We start from the raw sequence: 22,957 nt of genomic DNA on the forward strand, positions 1-22,957 counted from the left end.
GAGGTGTGCTGATGATGGGTCAGCGGACGGTGATGCAGGAGGCGCTGTTCTACAGCTTCCGCATTGAAGATCATGTTCCCGAAGATCACCTTCTGCGTTCGATTGATCGGTTCGTCGATCTCGAAGGCATCCGCGAGCACCTGAAGCCGTTCTACAGTTCGATGGGTCGGCCTTCGATCGATCCCGAGCTGATTCCGCATGCTGCTGATCGGATACTGCATGGGCATCCGGTCGGAGCGGCGGTTATGCGAGGAGGTCCATCTCAACCTTGCCTATCGCTGGTTCTGTCGGCTTGATCTCGATGGTGCGGTGCCCGATCACTCGACCTTCTCGAAGAACCGGCGCGGACGGTTCCGCGACAGCGACCTTTTGCGCAAGCTGTTCGAGATGACCGTAAAGCGGTGCATGGCCGAAGGGCTTGTGGGCGCGGAGGGCTTCGCGGTCGATGCCAGCCTGATCCGCGCTGATGTTCATCGACAGCGATCGGTGCCTGGCGAAGAGGAGCTGCCGCCCAAAGCGGTGGGACGCGCCGTTACCGAGTATCTCGAAGTGCTCGACGATGCCGCGTTCGGCGGATCGACGCCGGTCACACCCAAGCGCGTCAACCTTACCGATCCGGCAGCGCGCTGGACCGCAGCGACACGCGGCTCTGCCTTTTATGCTTACTCGACCAACTACCTGATCGATCTCGACCATGCCGTGATCGTCGATGTCGAGGCGACCACATCGGTGCGCCAGGCCGAGGTGACCGCCCAGCGCCGGATGATCGAGCGAACGCAGGAGCGCTTCGGCCTTTGGCCCGAGAAGCTCGTCGCCGATACAGCCTACGGCTCTGCGCCGAACCTGGCCTGGCTGGTGGAAGACCGAGGGATCGAACCACATATCCCTGTGTTCGACAAGTCCGCTCGCCGGGACGACACGTTCGAGCGATTAGCCTTCACCTACAACCATGAAGACGACAGCTATATCTGCCCCGGTGGCAATCGCCTGCGCCCAACAAACAGGAACTTCAGGACCCCGCGCCCGCTCGCCGATGCCGATGGCTTCATCCGCTACCGTGCCAGCAAGTTCGACTGCGACGCTTGCGCTCTCAAGCCGCGCTGCACTCCCAACATGGAAGCCCGCAAGATCATGCGCTCGGTCCACGAAGGTGCACGCGACATGGCGCGCGATATCGCCAACACCGATGCCTATCTCGTCTCGCGCCGCCAGCGGAAGAAGGTCGAGATGCTGTTCGCGCACCTGAAACGTATCCTAAAGCTGGATTGCCTGCGTCTGCGCGGTCCGAATGGGGCAAAAGACGAGTTCCACCTAGCCGCAGCAGCCCAGAATCTCCGCAAACTGGCCAAGATGCAACCGATGCCGGGGCTCGCACCCGCCTGAGCGGGACAGGACCTCCGCTCGGCCCCTGTCCGCACCACAACTCAGCCAACGCAAGCTACGACTTCTTCAACAGATTAGGCTCAGAACCAGCCATTGGGTGACCGAGCTTGCAAACCCGATGACCCACTCCTTCAAGAGGAGTGTCGACTAGGCGCTCCTCGGCGGTCCAGTCGTTGTTGGAGCCAGTCGAGCACTTCGTCCTCAACCCACCCACTCTGCAAGGACCTAGGTTTACACGCTTGGGGAATTGCCCGGCCTTTTCCAGTCGTGCGATATGCTGCGGCGAGTACAGAACAAGCTTCTTGAGCTGACGCTTCGATAGTATCCTCATCGCGATGCTCCGGTTTACGACAATACCCGAGAAGTAGAGAGGCTAGCAAATCAGATTGCTGTGGGGGAGTCCTTCAAGCCGAGTCGTCTGTCCGCTACTCTCACCAAGTGACCGACACGCTTTCAACCGCTGAACGCAGCAAGCGCATGGGCCTCGTCCGTTCAAGGGATACGAAGCCCGAAATGATAATCCGCAGGTTGGTGCACTCGATGGGCTACCGTTATCGCCTGCACGCGCCTGAATTGCCAGGTAGGCCTGACTTGGTTTTCAGGCCCCGCAAGCGAGTCGTGTTCGTTCATGATTGCTCAGCCTACCACCGTCTTCGATCCGAGTAATCCCAAGGTTGTGGGTCGTTTCGTCGCGTTGGCGCTGGTTGCCCAAGAACATCATCCTTTGGCAGAGATCCCGAAATTCTACGGCTCTGGCGTATATGCCATATACTATAAAGGCGACTTTGCAGCCTACGGACCAATCAGCGGAACATAGACACCCATCTATGTGGGCCAGGCCGCGCCCGCGCTGTCAAACGCGCGCACGCCAGCCGAGCAAGGCGACAAGCTTTCGAAGCGCCTCAACGAGCATCGCAAGAACATCGCGAAAGCCGCAACGACAATTGATTTGGTGGACTTCGAGTTCCGTTCGCTCGTTGTCCAAAGTGGATGGGAGACTGCGGCCGAGGATTATCTGATCCACCTCTTTCGTCCGATCTGGAACAGCGAAACCAACATCCTCTACGGCCTTGGTAAGCATGGCGATTCCGCCACGACACGCGCGAACAAACGTTCGCCCTGGGATACACTCCATCCTGGTCGCGCTTGGGCAGCCGATTCCGCCGAGGACGCAAAGTCACGTTCGCGGATCAACGCGGAGTTAGCGGCACACTTCGCCGATTATCCGGCATATATCGAATTGGAAGCCGTCCTGAGCAGCTTCATAGACGAGTTGCGGCAAGGTTGAATCGCATAGAGTAGGCCCACGAGCTGAACATTGCAGCTCATGCCGAGCCACCGCTTCGCGAATTTCAGGGTGGGCGCCAAGGTGGACTAGTTTTTCAGAGTTAGCTTAAACACCTGAAAACTAGCGCATTTTCAAGAGAAATGGTGCCAGAAGAGGACTCGCATAGAGATCTCAAATATCTGATAACTTGGTGAATATTCTTTAGCGATCTAATTGCGGCCCCCAAACTGGCCCCCAATCAAGGTTGGCTCCCCTTCGCTGCATCCCTCACTGTTGGTTCTTGTCTCTGAGTGAAATACTGACTGGAAAAGATCGCGGTGAAAGTTCAGATTGGAAGTTTCGATGGGAAAGCACAACGCAATTGCTGAAATCCTGAACCAGCCGTTTCGATGGCCAATGCAGGGTGATGAACCATTTGTAGAGGCGGATGATCCCGTCGACGATGCAATGATCGCGGAGAATGACTTTACCCGTCTGGCGTTGATGATTGATGGCTACAAGGTGGCGGCTGATCTCGTCGTGGCGAAGACGACCGAGAACAGAGCGCTTCGCGATTCCCTCGTCTACCCTGCAATATTCAACTACCGGCAGTTTATCGAACTCTCTCTCAAGTATTTAATCGCCACTTACGGTCCACATGTCGGGATCAAGGCGATTTGGAACTCTCATGATCTTGAAAAGCTGTGGATCACATTTGAAGAAATTCTAGACCGCTTCGGCACAGATGACCCAGACGAAGCTGATCCAATCGTCGCATCAGTTATCGGGCAGTTTGCCAAGATTGACCCGAAATCTGACGCCTATCGATACCCAGTGGATCAAAAGGGCGCTCCTTTGCCCATTGCCTTTGCCAGGACACATCTTGAGAATCTATCCGACGTGATGAAGGCTTTGGAAGGTTATTTCTCCGGTTGCGATGGGTATCTCGGCCACCTTATTGACGCAGCCCCTTAGCTCGAAGAAAAGCAAAGTTCTAAGTCAGATCAGCCGTAAACTGCGCTTAGAGCATCGAGATAAGCCTGCTTCGCACTCGTCATTTGGCGCACCATTTCCCGCACATCAGAACTTTTGAGATTAAGCACTCGATAGGTCCCATCCAGTCTGGCAACGGCTTCAATCCGTCGATAATGCGCGCCGTGCTTTTCGGTATAGTCAGCCAGGCCGCGCAGCTTTGGTAGGCTCTCGGCAAAGTGTTCCCCGTGCGGATCGACTATGTCGGCCAGAATCTCCCCATCGCCGTTCTTGCTGAAGAACAGAAAGTCCGGTCGCATGATCTCGGTGTTGCCCGCATAGTCATAAATGATACCAAGGCTTTCCGGGGCGGTGCGCGGCGGATTGCGATACCAGCCGATGCGGCCATCCTGTGCCATCTCGATCGATTGCACCTTTATTTCCCATTCGTTCATAACATCTGGGAATTGGCCACATTCATCGCAAAGCAAGTGCTCGCCGTATGTTGGCAAGTCGGTTTCCATCCCGTTCTCTAGCACCTTTGTCGGTTGGAGCCGGGATCGTGGCATTTCTAGCTTCACGTCGAAGGGTTTTGCGCTCAGTTCGCTAATCTCGCGATAAGCATCGCGCCGCTTGTCGCTCAGCTTTGCGATTGCCGCCTGATGCTCGCTCAGCCAATCATTCGCCAAGGCTTCTGCTGCTTGCTCCAGCCGCACCTTCACCGCATCAATCAGCCCTAAAGCCGCAATGTCGGTGTGTGCATCAATCAGCGCCTCTTCTTCGTCGTCAGGAGCCTCATTCTGCTTTGCCAGATGCTCGCTGTAGCTCGTGGCCAAATCAGGGCTTATGATCCGCCCAGCCCGCAGATAGGCATCTTCAATCACCGCATAGTCCGCCGCCTCCACGAAGTCGTCAAAACTCGTGCCGCCGGTCACAATGTCCGCTGTCAGGGTCTTGCCTTCGACCGTGAGCACGTTCTTGCGAGCCTTGACAATCTCAGCCGCCAGATCGGCTTGCAGACCGTCCATCACCTTGTGCATCGCCGCGTGTGCTTTCTTTCCAGCATCAGGCAACAGGCCATCATGCGCCAGCTCGTGTGCCAAGGCCGTGAGCCGCTTTACAGGGCGAGCCGACTTCTTCGGCAAGGATTGCGATGGGAGGGAAACGAACTTGTCCCACAATGCTTGCGGCATGGCGGGGTTCGGCAACAGAACGACCGGCTGGATCAGCACTCGCTTCAGCGGTGTATCTCCTTCGGCATCGCTTCCTGTCATGATCGCATTGGCAACTGCTTCGACCGCCACCTTGTCGAACTTTGGCAAGAGGCAATCGACCGCATTGAGTTGATCATTGCCGGGTACGCGCCGTGCCAATGGAGAGCGGACCATCCGGCCCAATAACTGCGTAATATGCGTGCGGTCGCTCGCCGCCCTGAAAGACACCATCACTTCGGCACGTGGACAATCCCAGCCGGTGCTGATCGCATCCTTGGCAATCAGGATTCGAATATCATCGCGTTCTTGTACTCTCTCCGGCTCGACATAGGGCACGGAGTAGCTTCCGAATTGCTCCTTCCGGTGTTCGCCCAGCACGTTGGCCACACAATCATGCGGCAAGTCAGGCCACGTCTCGAAGATCGTGTCGAGCCAGCGCCCAATCTCATTCGGATCGGGATTGTTCGGCACCTGAATCACCATGAGTGGCTGAACAGTTTCGCCCTGCGCCTGATCGGCGCTGTAGTCTGCCCACGCCTTCGTCATATCGCGTAGGCGTTCCGTCCCGCGCCGCAACAGCACGGTTGCGAAGTCGCCTACTTCATCGGGCACATCAAGCTTGATCGTGTCCTTGATCAAGCCGCTGTCTTGCACCTTTTGGGAGTCGACCACGACGTCAGGAAGTTTGATGCGGTCCTGCATGCCCTGCATCGCATCGTTGAACCGCTTCACGGTCGCAGAGATACCCCAGACAATCGGAATGCCAGGAACAGTGCCGGTGCCATTGATTAGCTGCTTCACAATAGTGGGCCTGCCCCGCTCACCCGTGTTGCCGCCATCACGCATCCCCCGGTGAGCTTCATCGAGCACCAGATAGAGCGTCAAATCCGGGTCTTCGATGGTGTTCTGGATCGTGTCCCAGATCGTGTGCGAGCGCAGATCGGGCATCAGCCGCTCGCCCGTCGCGGTCCTCTCCAACCCCTCATCATCGGGATCGTGCCCGCGCACCAGTAGGCTCTTCTTGCCCAGTTTTTGCGTGTTGAGAAAATAGACCTTCCCCGGCTCGAACTTCTCCCGGCTGAAGGTATTTTCGACCGTCACCAGATCGGAAACTGTGAGCTTGTCGGAAGCCTGATGCAGTCGCCATTTTGATTGCTCGTTCAATGACGGATCGTCACTGAACCAGATCAAGACCGCGCCGGGATCAGCTTCAAACTCGTGGTCGTCGTTGCCGTAGAACAGAGCCTCAAAGACAGCCGCCGCCATAACGGTCTTGCCTGCCCCGGTCGTGGCGGTGAGCGAAAAGGCGCTGATGCGTTTCCTCTTGCCGTGCCAATCTTCTCGCGCCTCATCCAGCCGGTCGAGAACGTCGCCAACGGCTTCTTCCTGATAGTCCTTCAGCGTGAACTTCATGGCTCAGCGTCCCATCGAAAAGCGAAAGTTGGTGAGATAGGATTCATACAGTCGCACCGGCTCGACCGTTTCGGGCAGTTGCCGCACGACCGACTGGAAGCGCCTTTCGTCATCAGTGACGATATAGGCGATTCGGATGCTGCCCTTGCCGTGGATCGCTTCGGAAAAGGGCGCTGCCTGATCCAGATCGGTCAGCAAGCCATAGCAATCAGCGACTGCCCAACCGCCTTGCGGCAAGGAATCGATCCGACTTCCCACGCTCCCGGCGCGCATCCACAGAAGCGGGGCGATGCGCTCGAAGGCGCGATTATGGCTAACTGCGACCGGGGTTTCATAGGTGAGCGTGAAGAACTCGGCGTTTTCCTGGAAGCCATCGGCCATCGGGAACTCATCGGTGAACTTGTAATCACCATTGATCGGCTGCCCTTCCGGGGTTTGTCCGGTGATCGCGGCGCGGATTCGGGGTTTCGTAATATGGTCGCAAATTCCCCATTGCTCCCATTCTTCATCCCCGGGACGAAAACCTTCCTTGCGCAGCTTGCCTTGCTCATCAGCGCCAACCTCATTGTTTGTGACGGAGATGCACTGGCGTTTGCCACCATCCTGCTTGTTTAGCCGCATGACCGCATGGGCCGTAGTTCCAGAGCCAGAGAAGAAATCGAGAATGGTTGCATTGGGTAGATCGGAAACGAAAAAGCGAAGTGCATCTTCGACTGCGTAGAGGCTCTTTGGGAACGGAAAACTTCGCGCAGGCAAAAAGCTGCGAAGCAGTTTAGTTCCACCTTGCTCAGCACTGTGAGAAGGTATCCGCCATTGAGTGCCGGGAACAAAAAGCGAATTATATCCGGAGTCGTCTACGATAACTGAATTATCGCTCGCCCGACCGACAATCGGGAATATCCCTTCCTCGATCTTCGCGCGTCCACCACGCTTAATGTATGAAACCGTAGTTTCCGCTGCCCGCCATTTCCCAAGCCTCAGATAACCCTTCTCCCAGAGGCGGCGTGCACTTGGCGCGCCGACTTGCCAATTTCCTTCGGTGCCGTTTCTGCGGATAGGCCATATTGCAACGGCCCCCTCCGGAGCCGCTACTGAACCCCTATCTTCCCCTTCGTAGGTCTCGCCGATAGAGTGGATTACCGCCACCCCATCGACCTCTTTTGCAAATATTGGATAAAACTGATTGGGACGATCTTCACGTTGAGTATTACTTCCCGATCTCAGCAGCCCATCCCACCTTAATCCTTCTGCTCTCTTATCGCGCGTAATGCGCCATTCTACCGGCAATGGTAACTCTTTCGGCCCGGTTCCAAAGAAGACGAAGAAAATGTATTCATCTGTCCGGCGAAAGGCAGATGTTCTGGCAGCGCCCGATGGGTTGATTACTGAGCTGATCATCTGGATCGATGCTTCCGGGAAAATCTGTTCCAAGAGAAGGCCCAGCCGCAGGAACTCCTTCTCGTCGATGGAGACGATCAAGATTGCTTTAGAGGGATTTAGCAATTCACGCGCCACCAAGAGCCGTCGCTCCATCATGGCCAGCCACTTCGAGTGACGATACTGGTCTTCGCCTTCCACGTAGTCGTTGTTGTATTTCCAGTCCCGCGCGCCGGTGTTGTAGGGCGGGTCGATATAGATCGCATCCACCTTGCCGCGGTGGGTAAACGTCAACGCCTCCAGCGCATGGAAATTCTCGCCATTGATCACGGTGTGATACGGCTTGTCACCGCCGATCTCGACCTTCCCGGTGCTGACAAGGCCGGGATAGATGTAGTCCCGAAATTCAGCCACCACGACCAGATCGGCAACCGGCGCTTCGGCCTGCTCCGGCTCATCGGTGTAAAGCAGGGAAAGGCTGGCCACGCGCTCGGCACCCTTGCCCGCAAGGCTCCTCACCTTCCAAAGCCGCTGATCGCCCTTCTTGGTCGATCCGCGTTCGGGTAGGATGCGTACCTTGTCACCCTTGCGGATCGGGCGACCAGGCAACTCGACGTTTTCCGGCCGGTGGCGCTCGAAATTCAGGCCAAACGCTCGCCGCGATGAGAGCGCCTTGAACTCCCGCTCAAGCTCCCGCCCCAGATCGGCATCCTTGGCTTTTGTCCTCGCAATCAGATCAGTCAGACGCGACATTCAATTCCCTTGTCGATTCGGCTTGGCAAGCGGATCATTCTTCGTCGCCCTCAAGCTCCCAATTCTCAATCAGCACGTCCAGCAACTGCTCCTGGCGCGCTTGCAGGATCGCAGGCGTCCATTTCTTTTTGGAGAGAACCTGACTGGTGAGGGCGTAGGATGATACGTCGCTCTTGCCCTTGAAGTAGGTATCGCACTTCTTGTCGAAATCGTAGTTCTGCGCCGCGCTGTTCTTCTTCTTGTTGAGCGGAACGAGGTTGGCAAGGCGATGCACCCAGGCTTTGCGCTGATCGCCATCCGGCCACCATTTGGCCCACTCGGAATCGTCATCCACCGTTTGCGGCAAGACGTGTTCGATGGTGAGAATTTTGGGATCATAGGTGGCCGCGCCATCCGCAATGAATGAATCGAGGCGAAGCAGCAGATAGTTCCTTCGGCGTGGTGTGAACTCGTACACATTGCCATCAAGCGTATCTCGAAACAGTTCCATCTCGTCCTCGTCGAGGTGGAGCCAGTCCATATCGTCCAGCTCCTTGCCCTCTTCAATTTCTGCGATGAGATTACCGAAGATTTCGATGCGCTCATTCACGTAGATACGGCAGACGTGCATATACGCGGCCAGCCTCTCAAGCCGTTGGAAGAAGTCCGCCAGAAGCGCGGGGCTGTTCTTGTGCTTCTTGAGAAACAGCATGGCTGGCGGAATCCAGTCCGAATTGTCGATCCGGTTGAGCCAGGTGATGTAGAAATTGACCGTCTCGGCGTGGCTGACTGCGGTGTACGAGGCCTTGCGAATGTCCTCCAGCGCGTCGGCATAAGGCTCAAGCACGTCATCGATGAATTCTCGCGGGTCCGGATTGTCGGGCAGAACATGGAGACGGAATTCCTCCAGCAAAGTCCGTTTCGCCTTCTCCTTGGCGTAGATCATCCTGAGATAGGTGAAGAGGTCGCGGAAGCCATCGCGGGTTAGCTCGACCTCCATTTCCTCCCATTTGTCGTTGTACTCCTGACGATCCTCTTCCCCCATTATCTTGCCAATTATGTCGGCCTTGATGATGTCTGTCGGCTGCAAATCTAAACCTCGGCTGTTCATGACCGAAAAGACCCGGAACGCCGAAGCTTCGTTGGGGGTTGATACGGCTACGAGGAAACAGCGGGTCAGCAGGAAGCTCGCAAACTCAAGCAACTCCTCAGGCGTGTTGAAGGCAGCCTCTACCGATTTCCGCAAGTGAACCGCGTTACGGAGGATATTGGCGCGAGCCTCATTCTCGAGAGCCGACTCATCAAGCTCGGCAAGTTCGTCCAGCCTGAATTCCTGCACATACTTCCGGAAGAATGCCTTGTCGCGCTCCCGCAGGGTGAGGCGGGGTTTGGGATCGATCTTTTCCGCCTTCTTTCCAGGCTCGACAACATAGCCCTTCAACTCGTCCTTGTTTGCTCCATCGTGGACCGACGAGAGAACCGAAAAGAGGATGGTGAGTGTGGTGAGACGCTGCTGCCCGTCGATGACCTCAGCAAAAGGCCTGTCCTCGTTCTTGATTAGAACGATGCTACCAAGGAAGTAGCCTTCTTCATCTTCGGTTTCATAGAACGACTTCAGATCGTCAAACAGTTCTGAGGCTTGATCGACAGTCCAAGCGTATGGCCTTTGGTACGAGGGGATGACATATTCGAACTCTGAACTGAATATCTTGGAAAGTGGATATTCCGCACCGCTGATTTTCTTCGACATTCGTGCAACCCTGAATAGCAAGCCCCGTCGGGCCAATCACCATATCGTCCACGATCAAGCAATAGCTGAGTGCCGGGTACTATTCGGAATTTGCGCTTCGTTGACCGAGCCCCAGGATCAGATCAGCCTGCCGTGTGGCTGGCACCTTGCCATAGCTTGTCAAGATGGTGAGTACACGCTCATGCCCGGTACTCTGAGACCGCGCTTTGATGTACTCCGCATTCGTCAAAACCTTCTCGCCGAGCCGCTCAAGCCCCTTGGGAAACTAGGACTCGTTATCACTCGAGAACAGTTTAGTGCAAAGGAGCTCGTACCAATCTGCTCCGAACGTGATTAGGCCGCAACTAATCTTGCTCAAACGAAGCTTGGCAGAAGGCTAACAAGCTATGCTTTAGCCCGTCCGCCCCCCATTTCTGCGTACTCGCAGGCAAGCTATGGCTCAGCTGGCTACCGCAGGGGTAAGAACCCGAAAGAGCCAGATCACCACACGAGCAACCCAGGACACGGAATTTCCTTTGGGGTAGGTTTGTTTAGGCGGCTGGCTTTTTGTCACCGTCTGCTTCTGGCATACCCCCGGCGGTCCTCGCGAAGCTGCGATCTGGCGGGGTTGCCTGCACTCCAAGTGCCCGAGGAACCAGAGGAAGATAGGAGAAGAGTTGAACTTACGGCATGCCGAAGTTTTTTCTAATTAGGTACTACGCTATTGTGTGTACAGTGACGGCCCCCAACACAACAACACCCCCCGGGGGGTAAGCTCCTGCTGATTGGACGCCCCCCCTCATCGCATCAACACTCCACCGCTATCGGCGCCTGCTGGTTCGGTCGCATATTCCTTAGAGACGCGCCGCCAACAACACATCTCCAGAAGGGGCAATCTGGGCGATCATGCTCAGTCGAGATTGAGTAGAGCGCAGTGGCGTCAACACATCCTCAGCACCGTCCCGCTAGAATCAACGAGCCTTTTTCTGGGTCTGAACCCTATGGAAAAGGAAATATGTCCATGTACCTAGCAATAAGAACCAAGATGAGCGGCTTGCCGCATCCCCACCTCGGACTCGATGATAAGTCACAGCCGAGGCTTCTACACTTCACGGGTATCACCTTCGACAAATCCGGAAACGAACTTGACCATCTAACCACACCAGTAGACCTTCAACTGGCAGACAAAGGCCAAACGGATTCCAGCGAGGGACTGATTGACACACTGGAGCCATCACGGAACCAGGGAATGGACGCGATAGATGTCATTCGGTGGTTTCGTACGAGAGCCAGGAAGGTGGATTGCCTAATCGGCCACAACATCCATCTCCACGTGATCAACATGGCGATAGCCGGAGCCCAAGCAACATCGAGAGGTTACATTCCCCCTTGCCGCCTCTATTGCACGGCCCTTCACTCACTGCCGTTCGTCCATTCGGCCCCGACGGACGAGATGATGCTAGCCGGCAAATATCATCCGAAAATGCCCACCTTGGGAGAATGCGTCGAGCAACTCTTGGGCGTAGACTCCCCTGAACCGCCAGACGCGTTAGCGGAGGTGAATGCCTGCATCAGGATCTTCCGTCACCTAGTTCAGGAGAGAAACCGAACTGTTTAAAGGACCTTCACCCAGCTTCAATATGCTCACGCCTTGGCGAAGCCTCTAACCAAGGTCACTCAGACAAGCCAGAAGCTCCGAGAACTGCATAGTGGTTTCTCGTCAGCGTTGCTGCTGAGCGGCCTAATGCATCGACTATGGGCGGGACGATTTTTCTGGGTTTTCCCGCTCGTCCCGGTGGGTTTGGTCACCCATCGGGACACCTTTGCGATCAAGCTCCTGGTAGTGCCTCGGTTCGAGTTTTGACGCCCTCGTCAGCCATTCCCATGTTATGCTTAGTGACCGACAGGAGGAGAAAGCCGAATGATCGCTCATGAAATTGTCGAAATGATACCTGGCAAGGACGCTCAAGGGGTGTGCGATGATTGTATTACGGCGGCCCTTGGCTTGAGTCGCAGACAGCAGGCCCAACGGGTTACTTCCGCACTGGCGGTGACTCCCTCATACCATCGCTGGCAGGATGAGTGTTACATGTGCGGCAAGACGAAACTGGTGATTGCTCATGCCTAATGTGCCGACGACCACGCCAACCAACTCGTCCTAATTCGCTTAGGCACCGTCGAGTAACCTTTTCCCGCATTAACTTTCTCCTTCCGCGATAAAATCCATCGGACCAGTTTGCTTCAGCCGGTCGCCCAACAGAGCCGCCGCAGGCGGCTATGGCCGGGATGGCTGAGGATGAGGCAAGCTGGTTCGAGAAAAGAGATAATGAGTAGCAGGCTTATCCTTCCGCCAGCCAACTTCTCACTAGCGCCTTCGCTCCCAATCCTGCGCTCCGCTGCGGATTGGGGCGAGGCTTCGTTGCGAAGTTGGCTGGCTCAATACCGCGAAGGGTGGATCTAGAGCGCCTTGATGCGAAGGTACTCATCTAGGAGCCTATCATGCTCTTTCGGCGTTAGATGCCGACCCTCTCTGAGCTTTCGTGAAAGCCTGAGATCTCGGTTAGCTTGGCTCAATTTTTTGAGTTGCGCTTCAGCTTCGGTAGACCGGTTGCCATGCTGCCATGCGTTCCGATTGCATTTTGGAGCGCCCTTGTTGGTTCCTCCGTGCATTCGACAACGGCGCCGGCCTTTCACTCTTGGAGATAGGCATGGCTTACCCGACCTCGTCTTGGCCCCACAGCGTGGCGCGTTGGCTAAAATTTCCGGTTGCATGGGATTGTCCGTTCGATTTTGGAATGAGTCATTCGCACGGCTACTCCTGCAGTCACAAAATTGAGCAAATATTCAACTTTTAGCTGTGGCTATCGCACTCATGGGCTAGCCACGAGCGCACCTTGTGGCCTCAATTGTGATTACAATTAAGAGTAGTAAAGTAGGGGGGCCAACTCAGGCACACATTGAGCGTAACACGCAGAAATCTGGGACTGCCCGTGTGCCTGAATGTGTACCTGAGTGTGTACCTGAGTGTGTACCTGGGCGTGCGTCTAGTGAGCGGTGTCTTTCCGCCAGCGATCCAAGCTTTGCCCGTGGACCCGTTTCCGCTTTTGCACATAGCCCAATTGGCGCAAGCTATCGGCCATCTCGCGTTTCTCGCGTAAAGTGGCTTTTGAGTCGAATCCGATCGCCTCGAGAGCATCCGCCGTTGAGAATGGAGTTTGCTGGCGGTCGAGCCACTGACTCAACCCAGCATCGTCTACCCACCGCGCTTGCTTAAGGTAGTTTTTGTGCTCAGCTTTCGCCCGCTGCTCGGCTTCCTTGTAGTCCACGAGCGACTTACCCAACTGCTGACGCTGCAACACCATGTGCAAGCCTTCCGCCCAAAGCTGGAAAATGTCAGCCTCGACCAGTCGGAGGTCAATCTCGCCAATGCTCAGCGGAAGAAAACGCCGGTGTCCGCCAGGGTCCCTCAGGAAGCTGCTGGAAGTTGATGTCCCAAACACCACGTGCCGGCAGGGATACCGATCATTACCAATACGCTTGGCAGCACTTCGGACCTCTAGGTACTCCCTACTCAGGAAAGTCTTGGCACGATCGAAGTCGCTCTTCCCTTTAACGCCCTGCTGCTCTTCCCAAATCAACAAAGACCGGCCGAATACCGTCTGAACGAGATCGTTTGGGCGATCCGCCAGACGTACGTCTACATAATGACTCTGGTCTAGCGCCATGCGTTTTAGCACTTCCGATTTGCCAGTGCCCTGCGCCCCAACAAGGACTGGCATCATGTCAGCCTTGCATCCTGGCTCAACCAATCGGGCCACCATGCTGGACCAAATGTACCGTGCTACTGCTCTCGAGTAGGGGGTGTCATCAACCCCCATGTGCGTGTGCAGGAATCTTTCGATACGCTTGATGCCGTCCCAAGTTGGAAGGCGAGCCAATCGTTCTTGGGCGCTGTCAAAGCGATTTTGCTTAGCAACATAAGTTAAAATTCTGCCAAAGTCTGAAGAGGCGACACGCTCCAAACCCAAAACTTCGCATTCAAGAACGAGGCCGAAGATTTCGTTCTCGTCCAGAATTGTGCGGGTGCCTGATCTATCGAGCACTGCTGCACTGATAAATTCATCCCACCTGACTGTCCCAAGAATGCCTGCCTGTAGCAGTTGAACCAGCTTGACTGCTTTCGACCTCGGTTGTTTTGCAGTGGAAAAGCTAGCTGGTGAGAATGGCGAAGAATGGGAGTTCTTCTGGATTTGCGATCGACTAATCGTCGGAAGTTGAGGGGTAAAGTTGCTATCATTCATGTGAAGTTCCCGCATCATATGTCTTATGTTGCCCATACGCAGATTTGCGCCGCAAGCAGCGTTGCAGCGATTAAGACTGGTCATCGGACAATCAGTTGGTTATGAGTGGGATGTCAGGCAGTGAGCTTTGGCATCCCAAAGGCCGGAAGCGTTGCAGCGCTTGCCGGCCTTTTCGCTTGGCGAAGTAGTCATGAGACGGCCTCTGTCTCTTCGATCAGATCTTTCATACTCGACACTTTCACCAGCGTACGGCGGCCCAGCTTTACTGTTTCCAAGCGGCCTTCGTTGATCAATGAATAAAGAGTCGTGCGCCCAAGACCGAGTGCCTCACGAGCACTTTCGACCGAAGTAAGCATCGGTTCAATTTTTGACATATCTACCTCACACCTATCCAATAATCGCCCCCGATCATTCAGGAACAAATATGATTATAGGCAATCACCGGCGAATCTAAAAGCACTGTTTTGTATAGAAGTTTTTTTATTTTTTAGACCTAACTTTGGCCGCACTTTCTAGATGTCAATATCATACACTTTATATTTAATAGGGAAGGACCCACCGTCTCTCGCCTTGCGCCCAGGTAGTCAAAAATCTTTTTCTCTCCCAAACTCAGTTGCTTAGCGCTGAAACCTGCCTACGCTAAACAGCGTAGTACTTTGACTTAACATCACTAGATCGGAAGTATTTGGGTCCGGAGTTCTCTTTGGCGACGATCTACTCAGAGATAGCACAGGCCAATATAACTTCACCTATGGGAAACCGCGAGGAGGCACTGGAGACAAGCATCTGCCAGAAAGATGTTGCGAGCTTGGCTCAAGAGAAGCAGCCGCCATCCTCCGTAGCTACTATCTACTCAATCACCACCGGCTTAAATGCAGGTTACTTTCTTCTCAGTATGGAGAAGGTATCTTCTCCCAAACTCCGTCCCCGAAGACAGCAGCCACCCAACTTTCGGTCATTTGGGCGTTGGGTGGTAAAGGGGGAGCTGTTTCAGAGGTTGGCATAGGGAGGATGTAGCCAACTGCTTGGTCCCAAAAGATGCCTCCTGGTTCAAGCTCGAGCATTTCGCAATCGTCCGCCTCACAGCATTCGTCGACAAGACGCCAGAGCTGCTCAGCATCGGAAGCAAAGAAGAATCCTACGATCTCAAACGAAAGTTCCTGCTCTGAGTTCAAGCGCACCAAATAGGCCTTCATGGCATCACCCTTCATGTTCAGTATCGCGCTCCCAACCTTGCCTATTCAGCGCACTCTTTACCCTTCACGCAGTTCATCGAGATAGTCACTCCACCACTGGGCCATCTCCACCCTCTCGTCCCAATGGGCCCCTCGGTGATAGATCCCGCGGATAGCGTTGACGTCTTGGTGAGCCAGCGACCGTTCGATGGCATCCGCGCTCCAAAGACCGGACTCGTTGAGCAAAGTGGAGGCTGTCGAGCGGAAACCATGAGCCGTCATTTCACTACCGCCATAACCAAGCCTGCGGAGCGCCTGATTGACTGTGTTTTCGCTCATTGGGCGGCCTCGAGCATGCAGGGATCGGAACACAAATCCGTTATTACCAAGCAGGCTACGCAGCTCCTCGAACATTGCTGAGACCTGACGCGAGAGCGGCACCGTGTGCGGGCGGCGAGCCTTCATACGCCCAGCCGGAATCCTCCACTCGGATTTTTCAAGGTCGATCTCATCCCATTTCGCTAGCCTTAGTTCGCCCGGGCGAACGAAAACGTGTGGTGTGATCCTAAGGGCAAATTTCGTGATCGGGTAGCCATCGAAACCTTCGATAGCCCTCAGCAAAATACCTAGTTCCTCTGGCTCTAGAATAGCTGCGTAGTGCTTCGGAACAGGAGCTACCAACGCTCCTTGAAGAGGTTGCGCGGGATCGGCACTGCACCTTCCAGTTGCTACTCCATACCTGAATACTCGGCTCGCAAAGGAGCGAGCTCGTTTGGCGCTCTCTCGCTTTCCCTGGCGCTCGACCTTCTTCAAGACGAGTAACAGATCCTGGGGCGTAATTTCAGCGATAGGCCTCTTGCCAATCCCCACACGGAGCAGGTCGAGAAACCACTTTGCCTTTTTTACGGTGGAGGGTGCGAGACCCTCTGCTTCGCGTTTAGCTATGAATTCCTCTGCAACGTCTTCAAAGCGGTTCCCCGCACTGAGCATTGCAGTCTGCTTCTCATTGCGCCGACGCTGAACTGGATCACCGCCACGAGCTAATTCTAACTTCGCCTCATCGCGTCTTGATCGAGCTTCCTTCAGGGAGATCTGAGGATAGGTACCGAATGAGAGTTTCTGCTCGAGGCCTTTGATTCGCAGTTTCAACTTCCAAAGCTTGGATCCGCTTGGCCGTACAAGTAGGTACAACCCACCGCCATCGGCGAGCTTGTACTCCTTATCCCTCGGTTTTGCTTGACGAATTTGGACATCGGTCAGCGCCATTGGGGGCCTCATTCTCAAAAATGTCGCCAGCGAGCCATATTCTTGGGGGCCTGGCCCCCAGATAGGCCCCGCGAGGCCCCAAATCCCGACGAACGTGGAGGAACGCTGGCGATCGATCGGTACAAATAAATGGCCGATTTCCAATGGTTTTTCAACCATTGGCAAGCATCTGAGATCAGGAAAATGGTGCCCAGAAGAGGACTCGAACCTCCACGCCCTTGCGAGCGCCGCCACCTGAAGACGGTGCGTCTACCAATTCCGCCATCTGGGCACACTTGTCGCTGGCCGGTCATCGAAGCACGGCTGCGGGTAGGGGCGCGCCACTAGCGAAGGGGGGCGAGTCCTGTCAACGTCTTTCGCGACCGCCGGAACGCTTGCGGGCGGCCAAGGGTTGAGGCAAGGGGCGCAGCGACAAATTCAGCGACTAGGATACAGGCGATTACGATGGCTAAGAGCGGCGCTTTGGACGGCAAGCTGGTGGTGCTGATGGGTGGCAGCGGCTTCATCGGCAATTACGTGGCGCAAGCGCTGCTGTCGCGCGGCGCGCGGGTACGCATCGCCAGCCGAAACCCCGAAAAAGCATTCAAATTGAAGCCGCTCGCCAATCTCGGCCAGATGCAGTTTGCGCGCTGCGATGCGAGCGATCGCCAGTCGGTCGAGCGTTGCATTGTCGGCGCAGATGCGGTGGTCAATCTGGTCGGCGCCTTCGACGGCGATCTCTACCGTCTGATGGGCGAAGCACCCGGCTGGATGGCCGAGGCAGCCGCCAGGCAAGGCGCCAGCGCGTTCGTGCATGTCAGCGCGATCGCCGCCGAGCCCGAGGAGGGTACCGAAATCGAATATGCCGGGGCCAAAAAGCTCGGCGAAGAGCGCGTGCTGGCCGCCTTTCCCAAGGCGACCATCCTGCGCCCGAGCATCCTGTTCGGCAAGGACGACAATTTCATCAACATGTTCGCCGGGCTCATCTCCGCGCTGCCCGTCCTGCCGGTCTTCGCCCCCGATTCGAAGCTACAGGTGGTTTATGTCGACGATGTCGCCGAAGCAGCGGTACGCGCGCTCGAGGACCCGGGCACGCATGGCGGCAAGACTTACGAGCTGGGCGGACCCGAACAGCTCTCCATGATGGAAATCAATCAGGCCATTGCCACAGCGCAGAACCGTAATCGCAGCTTCCTGCCCATGCCTGATGCCCTGTCGGCAACCTTCGCAGCGCTGCCCGGCACACCGATGGGCAGCGACCAATGGCAACTGCTCAAGCAGGGCAACGTAGTCTCGGGCGATTTCCCTGGCTTTGCCAAGTTAGGGATCGAGCCCAAGCCGCTTGGCCTGTTCCTCGACAAGTGGATGGTCCGCTATCGCAAGCACGGCCGCTTCAACGAACGGCTGCGCGCCTGAGCTAATCTTCGGTGGCGCTGTCGTCCGCGAGCAGCGCCACGGGCTCGACCAGCAGTTCCGCGCCCCTGCTGCCGGTAATGCGGACGCGCGTGCCAGCCTCCGCGTCGGCGCCGCGCGCGATCCACTCGCTATCGCCCACCTTTACTCGCCCTTCCCCATCGGCGATCGCCTGCGTCACCAGCGCGGTCTCGCCCACCAGCCGCCCGGCGCGGTTGTTGAGCAGCGGATCGGAGGAGACGATCGGGCGATCGCGCAGCCAGCGCTTGGCCGAAAAGGCAAAGATCAGCGACAGCGAGACCCAGGCGACGATCTGCAAGGCCAGCGGCGGCGCGGAGATAAAGGCCAGCACCGCGATCCCCAGCGCCGCCATCGCCAGCCAGATGAGGTAAACCCCGGGCACCACCATTTCCAACATGGCCAGCGTCAGGCCGACGATCAGCCAGACCCAATAGGTTTCGACGCCATCCATCGCCCGAACGCCTAGCTATCGCGCGAGCGCGGCACGCTGGGCCGCCGCACGGGCGCCGGATCGCGGCTCGGAGGGATCGGGCTGCCGGTATCGACCGTGCCCTCGACATCGTCGAACGTGCCCTTGATCAGCTCGCCGATCCCGCCGAGCGAGCCGATGAGTTGCGTCGCTTCGACCGGGAACAGAATTGTCTTGGCATTGGGACTGTCCGCGAATTTCCCTACCGCCTTGGTGTATTCCTGCGCGACGAAATAATTGATCGCCTGATTGCCCGACGAAGCGATGGCATTGGAGACCATCTCGGTCGCCCTGGCTTCCGCTTCGGCCGCGCGCTCACGCGCCTCGGCGTCGCGGAACTGGGCCTCGCGCTTGCCCTCCGCCTCGAGAATGGCGGACTGCTTGCGTCCTTCGGCGCGCAGGATCGAGCTGGTCTTGTCACCTTCGGCCTCAAGGATTTCGGCGCGCTTCAGGCGTTCGGCCTTCATCTGACGCGCCATGGCCTCGGAGATATCGACCGGCGGGCGGATGTCCTTGATCTCGACGCGGGTGATCTTGATGCCCCAGGGCGAGGTGGCATGATCGACCACGCTCAGCAGCCGGGCATTGATCTCGTCGCGCTTCGACAGCGTCTCGTCGAGATCCATCGAGCCCATGACGGTGCGCAGGTTCGTGGTCGTCAGCGCGAGGATCGCATTGTGCAGGCCCGACACCTCATAGGCCGCCTTGCCCGCATCGAGCACCTGAAAGAACACCACCGCGTCGACGCCGACCATGGCATTGTCCTTCGTGATGATTTCCTGACCCGGAATATCGAGCACCTGTTCCATCATGTTGATCTTGTGCCCGACGCGATCGATGAACGGGATAATCAGGTGCAGCCCCGGTTCGGCCGCCATGGTGAACTTGCCCAGCCGCTCGATCGTATAAACGAAGCCCTGCTTCACCACGCGCACGCCCATTATCAGGAACAGCACGACCAGCAGCACCAGCAATATCAGAACTAGCGAACCACCCAGCATCTCGACCCTCCTATGATCTCGTGCATGGTAGCGTGCACAGGGCTGACGGCAAGCGAAAGCGGATCAAGGCGCTGCGCCTCAAGTTGCCGCCATATGGACAAGCCCGCGCGGGCGCGTCAGGATAGGTTGCGAAGAGCGACGCAAATGTCGCCGGGGAGAGGATGATGCGAGGGATCGGTTGGGCGGCACTGGCCGCGCTTGGGTTTTCCGGGGCGCTGGCCGGATGCAACATGGCGACGAACGAAAATACCGAAGGCGGGATCGATAATGTCCGTCTGGTCAATGCGGGCGACGATCCAGCCAACTGGATCACGCACGGCAAGACCTATTCCGAACAGCGCTATTCCCCACTCGACCAGATCAACCGCGAGACTGTCGGCGAACTGGGGCTCGCCTGGTCCGCCGATATGGACACCGCGCGCGGACAGGAAGCGACGCCGCTGGTGATGGACGGCAAGCTCTACGTCACCAGCGCATGGAGCAAGGTTTTTGCCTTCGACGCCGCCACCGGCGCGCCGCTGTGGAGCTACGATCCACAAGTTCCCGGCGAGACCGGCGTGAAGGTCTGCTGCGATGTCGTAAACCGCGGACTGGCGGCGTGGGGCGAGCATCTTTTCCTCGGCACGCTCGACGGGCGACTGGTCGCGCTCGACCGCGAGACGGGCGACGTCGCTTGGGAAAAGGTCACCGTCGACCAATCGCAAAGCTATTCGATCACCGGCGCACCGCGCGTGATCGACGGCAAGGTGCTGATCGGCAATGGCGGCGCCGAATTCGGCGTGCGCGGCTATATCGCTGCCTATGACGCCGAGGATGGCGACGAGCTGTGGCGGTTCTACACTGTGCCGGGCGACGAGGGCGAGAACGCGCCCGAATATCTGAAAGCCGCCGCCAAGACCTGGAGCGGCGATGTGCTGGGCAGCGAGAGCGGCATCGGCGGGGGCGGCACGGTGTGGGATTCGATGGCCTACGATCCCGAACTCGACCTGCTCTATTTCGGCGTCGGCAACGGTAGCCCGTGGAACCGCGCCTATCGCAGCCCCGGCGCAGACGGCGCGGGCGACGGCGACAATCTCTACCTTTCCAGCATTGTGGCGATCCGTCCCGACACCGGCGAATATGTCTGGCACTACCAGACCACACCGGGCGAGACCTGGGACTACACCGCGACGCAGCACATCGTGCTCGCCGACATGGAGATCGACGGGCGGACACGGCAGGTGTTGATGCAGGCGCCCAAGAACGGGTTCTTCTACGTGCTCGACCGCGCGACCGGTGAGTTTATCAGCGCCGAGCCCTATATTCCGCTCAACTGGGCGACAGGCATGGACGAAAACGGTCGCCCGATCGAAAACCCCGAAACGCGCGTGGACGTGACCGGCCAGCCCGCGCTGGTCATGCCCGGCCCGCTGGGCGGGCACAATTGGCACCCGATGGCCTACCATCCGGGCGAAAACCTCGTCTACATCCCGGCCTTCGAAGCGGCGATGCTCTATGCTCCGCAATCGGACTGGAAGCCCGATCGCAAACGCGGCTTCAATATCGGCTTCGACATGGGTGCCGGCGATCTGCCGCCCGATATGGGCTTCCGCCGCGAAGTGCAGGGCACCATCAAGGGCAAGCTGCTGGCCTGGGACCCGGTCAACCAGGAGGCCAAGTGGACGGTCGAGCATCCCGGCCCGTGGAACGGCGGCGTGCTGGCGACCGGCGGGGGCCTTGTCTTCCAGGGCAATTCGGGCAGCGAATTTTCCGCCTATGACAGCTCCACCGGCAACAAATTGTGGAGCTTCGCCGCGCAGACCGGCGTGGTCGCTCCGCCGATCACCTACACCGTGAACGGCGAGCAATATGTCGCCGTGCTGGCAGGCTGGGGCGGTGCTTTCGCTCTCACCGCCGACGGCACACTGATCGACCAGATGCATCCGGTGCGAAACATCAGCCGCCTGCTCGTGTTCAAGATCGGCGGCACGGCCGAACTTCCGGCCGAACCCGCGCTTGCGGCAGCCCCGCTCGATCCTCCGCCGAGCCGTGCGAGCGCCGCCACGATCGAGTTGGGGCGCGAGAAATACGCGCGCTATTGCTCGGTCTGTCATGCGCCGGGCGCGGTGGGTTCGACCGTGCTACCCGACCTACGTCGCTCGGGTGCGCTCGACAACCGGCAGGCCTGGCAGCAGATCGTCCACGAAGGGGCGCTGCAGGGCAACGGCATGGCCAGTTTCGAGGGCTCGCTGACGCCTGAAGAAATCGAGGCGATCCGCGCCTATGTGATAAGGCGCGCCAATGAGGACAAGGAAATGGAGAACGCCCGCGCGGCCAATCGCGTCGCGCGGCGCTGATCAGCCGCTGAAGACCACCGTGCGCTGACCGTTGAGGAGCACACGCTCCTCCAGGTGAAGCCGCACAGCCTCGGCCAGCACGCGGCTCTCGATATCGCGGCCCTTGCGAACAAGTTCGTCGGGCGTGTCGGCATGGCCGATGCTTTCCGCGTCCTGGTGAATGATCGGCCCCTCGTCGAGGTCGGCTGTGACGTAATGCGCGCTCGCCCCAATCATCTTGACCCCGCGCTCATAGGCCTGGTGATAGGGCTTGGCGCCTTTGAACCCCGGCAGGAAACTGTGGTGGATGTTGATGCAGCGCCCGGCGAAATGGGCCGCCTGTTCATCCGAGAGGATCTGCATGTAGCGCGCCAGGACGATCAGTTCCGCGTCGGTGTCCTCGGCGATGGTTCTCACCTGCGCTTCCTGTTGGGCCTTGGTCTCGCGCGTGATCGGCAGGTGGAGGAAAGGGATGTCGCCGAGATGCGTGTGTTCGATCGCCTCGCGCGGATGATTGGAAACAATCGCCACCGGCTCCATCGGCAGTTCGCCGATACGCCAGCGGTAGAGCAGGTCGGCGAGGCAGTGGTCGAACTTGCTGACCATGATCAGCACACGGCGCGGGCGGTCGCGCAGCGCGAGCTTCCAGTCCATCGAATACTCGTCGGCAAGCGGCGCGAACTCGGCGCGGATCGTCTCGCGCGAGGTGTCGCCAGGATCGAATTCGACGCGCATGAAGAAGGCATCGCTGGCGCGGTCATTGAACTGTTGCGCCTCGAGGATATTGCCGCCTCGCTCGAACAGGAAGGTTGTGACGCGCGCGGTGATTCCCGGGCGGTCGGTGCAGGACAGTGTGAGGACCAGCGGTTGTGTCATGGTGGCCCTCCTCACTCGACTGCCGCTGCCAAGGCAAGCGCAATCCGGCTTGGC

16 protein-coding genes, 1 tRNA gene and 1 pseudogene are annotated in these 22,957 nt (G+C 57.5%); 6 read left to right on the forward strand and 12 right to left on the reverse strand.

From position 1 onward, the window contains the following. Nucleotides 1-11: 11 nt before the first annotated feature. The 4 genes and pseudogenes from DVR09_RS00655 to DVR09_RS00675 all read left to right on the forward strand — a co-directional run bounded on the left by DVR09_RS00655 (nucleotide 12) and on the right by DVR09_RS00675 (nucleotide 3,625). Nucleotides 12-1,383: pseudogene (locus tag DVR09_RS00655) on the forward strand (transposase). 477 nt (nucleotides 1,384-1,860) lie between these two features. Beyond that, nucleotides 1,861-2,049: a PDDEXK family nuclease gene (locus DVR09_RS00665; protein ID WP_234041586.1), complete on the forward strand. Its 189-nt coding sequence runs from the start codon at nucleotides 1,861-1,863 to the stop codon at nucleotides 2,047-2,049. Nucleotides 2,050-2,212: 163 nt separating this feature from the next. Continuing rightward, nucleotides 2,213-2,671 carry an Eco29kI family restriction endonuclease gene (locus DVR09_RS00670; RefSeq protein WP_115415230.1) on the forward strand — a complete coding sequence of 153 codons (459 nt, stop codon included), beginning with the start codon at nucleotides 2,213-2,215 and terminating at the stop codon, nucleotides 2,669-2,671. Nucleotides 2,672-3,013: 342 nt separating this feature from the next. Next, nucleotides 3,014-3,625, forward strand: coding sequence for a hypothetical protein (locus tag DVR09_RS00675; protein WP_199798579.1), 612 nt, complete (start codon nucleotides 3,014-3,016; stop codon nucleotides 3,623-3,625). Between the two features lie 29 nt (nucleotides 3,626-3,654). Here the strand turns inward: DVR09_RS00675 and DVR09_RS00680 are convergent, their stop codons facing one another. From DVR09_RS00680 to DVR09_RS00725, 9 genes are all read right to left on the reverse strand, one after another. Continuing rightward, nucleotides 3,655-6,249, reverse strand: a complete 2,595-nt coding sequence (locus tag DVR09_RS00680) for a DEAD/DEAH box helicase family protein (protein WP_115415231.1) — start codon at nucleotides 6,247-6,249, stop codon at nucleotides 3,655-3,657. A 3-nt stretch (nucleotides 6,250-6,252) separates the two neighbouring features. Beyond that, nucleotides 6,253-8,379, reverse strand: coding sequence for a site-specific DNA-methyltransferase (locus tag DVR09_RS00685; RefSeq protein ID WP_115415232.1), 2,127 nt, complete (start codon nucleotides 8,377-8,379; stop codon nucleotides 6,253-6,255). Between the two features lie 34 nt (nucleotides 8,380-8,413). Then, a complete protein-coding gene (locus DVR09_RS00690) occupies nucleotides 8,414-10,144 on the reverse strand; it encodes a DUF262 domain-containing protein (RefSeq protein WP_234041491.1) in 1,731 nt (576 codons plus the stop codon). 2,400 nt (nucleotides 10,145-12,544) lie between these two features. Beyond that, on the reverse strand, nucleotides 12,545-12,859 hold the full coding sequence (locus DVR09_RS17855; RefSeq protein ID WP_115415236.1) for an HGGxSTG domain-containing protein: 315 nt from the start codon (nucleotides 12,857-12,859) through the stop codon (nucleotides 12,545-12,547). A 272-nt stretch (nucleotides 12,860-13,131) separates the two neighbouring features. After that, nucleotides 13,132-14,472 carry a VapE domain-containing protein gene (locus tag DVR09_RS00710; RefSeq protein WP_115415237.1) on the reverse strand — a complete coding sequence of 447 codons (1,341 nt, stop codon included), beginning with the start codon at nucleotides 14,470-14,472 and terminating at the stop codon, nucleotides 13,132-13,134. A gap of 104 nt (nucleotides 14,473-14,576) precedes the next feature. Then, complete coding sequence (locus DVR09_RS00715) at nucleotides 14,577-14,762, reverse strand: helix-turn-helix domain-containing protein (RefSeq protein WP_115415238.1); 186 nt, start codon at nucleotides 14,760-14,762, stop codon at nucleotides 14,577-14,579. A gap of 516 nt (nucleotides 14,763-15,278) precedes the next feature. Beyond that, nucleotides 15,279-15,584 (reverse strand): hypothetical protein, encoded by a 306-nt coding sequence (locus tag DVR09_RS17045; RefSeq protein WP_162814800.1) that lies wholly within the window; start codon nucleotides 15,582-15,584, stop codon nucleotides 15,279-15,281. A gap of 57 nt (nucleotides 15,585-15,641) precedes the next feature. Next, nucleotides 15,642-16,829 (reverse strand): tyrosine-type recombinase/integrase, encoded by a 1,188-nt coding sequence (locus DVR09_RS00720; protein WP_115417700.1) that lies wholly within the window; start codon nucleotides 16,827-16,829, stop codon nucleotides 15,642-15,644. 184 nt (nucleotides 16,830-17,013) lie between these two features. Further along, a tRNA-Leu gene (locus DVR09_RS00725) sits at nucleotides 17,014-17,100 on the reverse strand. 173 nt (nucleotides 17,101-17,273) lie between these two features. On the opposite strand from DVR09_RS00725, the gene DVR09_RS00730 reads away from it, so the two are divergent. Further along, nucleotides 17,274-18,224, forward strand: coding sequence for a complex I NDUFA9 subunit family protein (locus tag DVR09_RS00730; RefSeq protein ID WP_115415239.1), 951 nt, complete (start codon nucleotides 17,274-17,276; stop codon nucleotides 18,222-18,224). A 1-nt stretch (nucleotide 18,225) separates the two neighbouring features. On the opposite strand, the gene DVR09_RS00735 is transcribed toward DVR09_RS00730, so the two are convergent. Together DVR09_RS00735 and DVR09_RS00740 are read right to left on the reverse strand one after the other, a co-directional pair. After that, nucleotides 18,226-18,693 carry an NfeD family protein gene (locus DVR09_RS00735; protein ID WP_115415240.1) on the reverse strand — a complete coding sequence of 156 codons (468 nt, stop codon included), beginning with the start codon at nucleotides 18,691-18,693 and terminating at the stop codon, nucleotides 18,226-18,228. An 11-nt stretch (nucleotides 18,694-18,704) separates the two neighbouring features. Beyond that, nucleotides 18,705-19,712: an SPFH domain-containing protein gene (locus DVR09_RS00740; protein ID WP_115415241.1), complete on the reverse strand. Its 1,008-nt coding sequence runs from the start codon at nucleotides 19,710-19,712 to the stop codon at nucleotides 18,705-18,707. Between the two features lie 230 nt (nucleotides 19,713-19,942). On the opposite strand from DVR09_RS00740, the gene DVR09_RS00745 reads away from it, so the two are divergent. After that, the gene (locus tag DVR09_RS00745; protein WP_115417701.1) at nucleotides 19,943-22,048 is read left to right on the forward strand and encodes a PQQ-dependent dehydrogenase, methanol/ethanol family; all 2,106 of its coding nucleotides are present in this window, start codon (nucleotides 19,943-19,945) and stop codon (nucleotides 22,046-22,048) included. Here DVR09_RS00745 and purU read toward each other — a convergent pair whose 3' ends face one another. Beyond that, a complete protein-coding gene (gene purU, locus DVR09_RS00750; RefSeq protein ID WP_115415242.1) occupies nucleotides 22,049-22,903 on the reverse strand; it encodes a formyltetrahydrofolate deformylase in 855 nt (284 codons plus the stop codon). Between the last annotated feature and the right edge of the window lie 54 nt (nucleotides 22,904-22,957).

This window comes from Erythrobacter aureus (assembly GCF_003355455.1).
Taxonomy (GTDB): Bacteria; Pseudomonadota; Alphaproteobacteria; order Sphingomonadales; family Sphingomonadaceae; genus Qipengyuania; species Qipengyuania aurea.

Excerpts from the sequence above, each read along its gene's own strand:
- DVR09_RS00665 (WP_234041586.1), top strand. The coding sequence starts at position 1,861 with ATGGGCCTCGTCCGTTCAAGGGATACGAAGCCCGAAATGATAATCCGC.
- DVR09_RS00675 (WP_199798579.1), top strand. The coding sequence starts at position 3,014 with ATGGGAAAGCACAACGCAATTGCTGAAATCCTGAACCAGCCGTTTCGA.
- DVR09_RS00680 (WP_115415231.1), bottom strand. The coding sequence starts at position 6,249 with ATGAAGTTCACGCTGAAGGACTATCAGGAAGAAGCCGTTGGCGACGTT.
- DVR09_RS00685 (WP_115415232.1), bottom strand. The coding sequence starts at position 8,379 with ATGTCGCGTCTGACTGATCTGATTGCGAGGACAAAAGCCAAGGATGCC.
- DVR09_RS17855 (WP_115415236.1), bottom strand. The coding sequence starts at position 12,859 with ATGCAACCGGAAATTTTAGCCAACGCGCCACGCTGTGGGGCCAAGACG.
- DVR09_RS00710 (WP_115415237.1), bottom strand. The coding sequence starts at position 14,472 with ATGACCAGTCTTAATCGCTGCAACGCTGCTTGCGGCGCAAATCTGCGT.
- DVR09_RS00715 (WP_115415238.1), bottom strand. The coding sequence starts at position 14,762 with ATGTCAAAAATTGAACCGATGCTTACTTCGGTCGAAAGTGCTCGTGAG.
- DVR09_RS17045 (WP_162814800.1), bottom strand. The coding sequence starts at position 15,584 with ATGAAGGCCTATTTGGTGCGCTTGAACTCAGAGCAGGAACTTTCGTTT.
- DVR09_RS00720 (WP_115417700.1), bottom strand. The coding sequence starts at position 16,829 with ATGGCGCTGACCGATGTCCAAATTCGTCAAGCAAAACCGAGGGATAAG.
- DVR09_RS00730 (WP_115415239.1), top strand. The coding sequence starts at position 17,274 with ATGGCTAAGAGCGGCGCTTTGGACGGCAAGCTGGTGGTGCTGATGGGT.
- DVR09_RS00735 (WP_115415240.1), bottom strand. The coding sequence starts at position 18,693 with ATGGATGGCGTCGAAACCTATTGGGTCTGGCTGATCGTCGGCCTGACG.
- DVR09_RS00740 (WP_115415241.1), bottom strand. The coding sequence starts at position 19,712 with ATGCTGGGTGGTTCGCTAGTTCTGATATTGCTGGTGCTGCTGGTCGTG.
- DVR09_RS00745 (WP_115417701.1), top strand. The coding sequence starts at position 19,943 with ATGGCGACGAACGAAAATACCGAAGGCGGGATCGATAATGTCCGTCTG.
- purU (WP_115415242.1), bottom strand. The coding sequence starts at position 22,903 with ATGACACAACCGCTGGTCCTCACACTGTCCTGCACCGACCGCCCGGGA.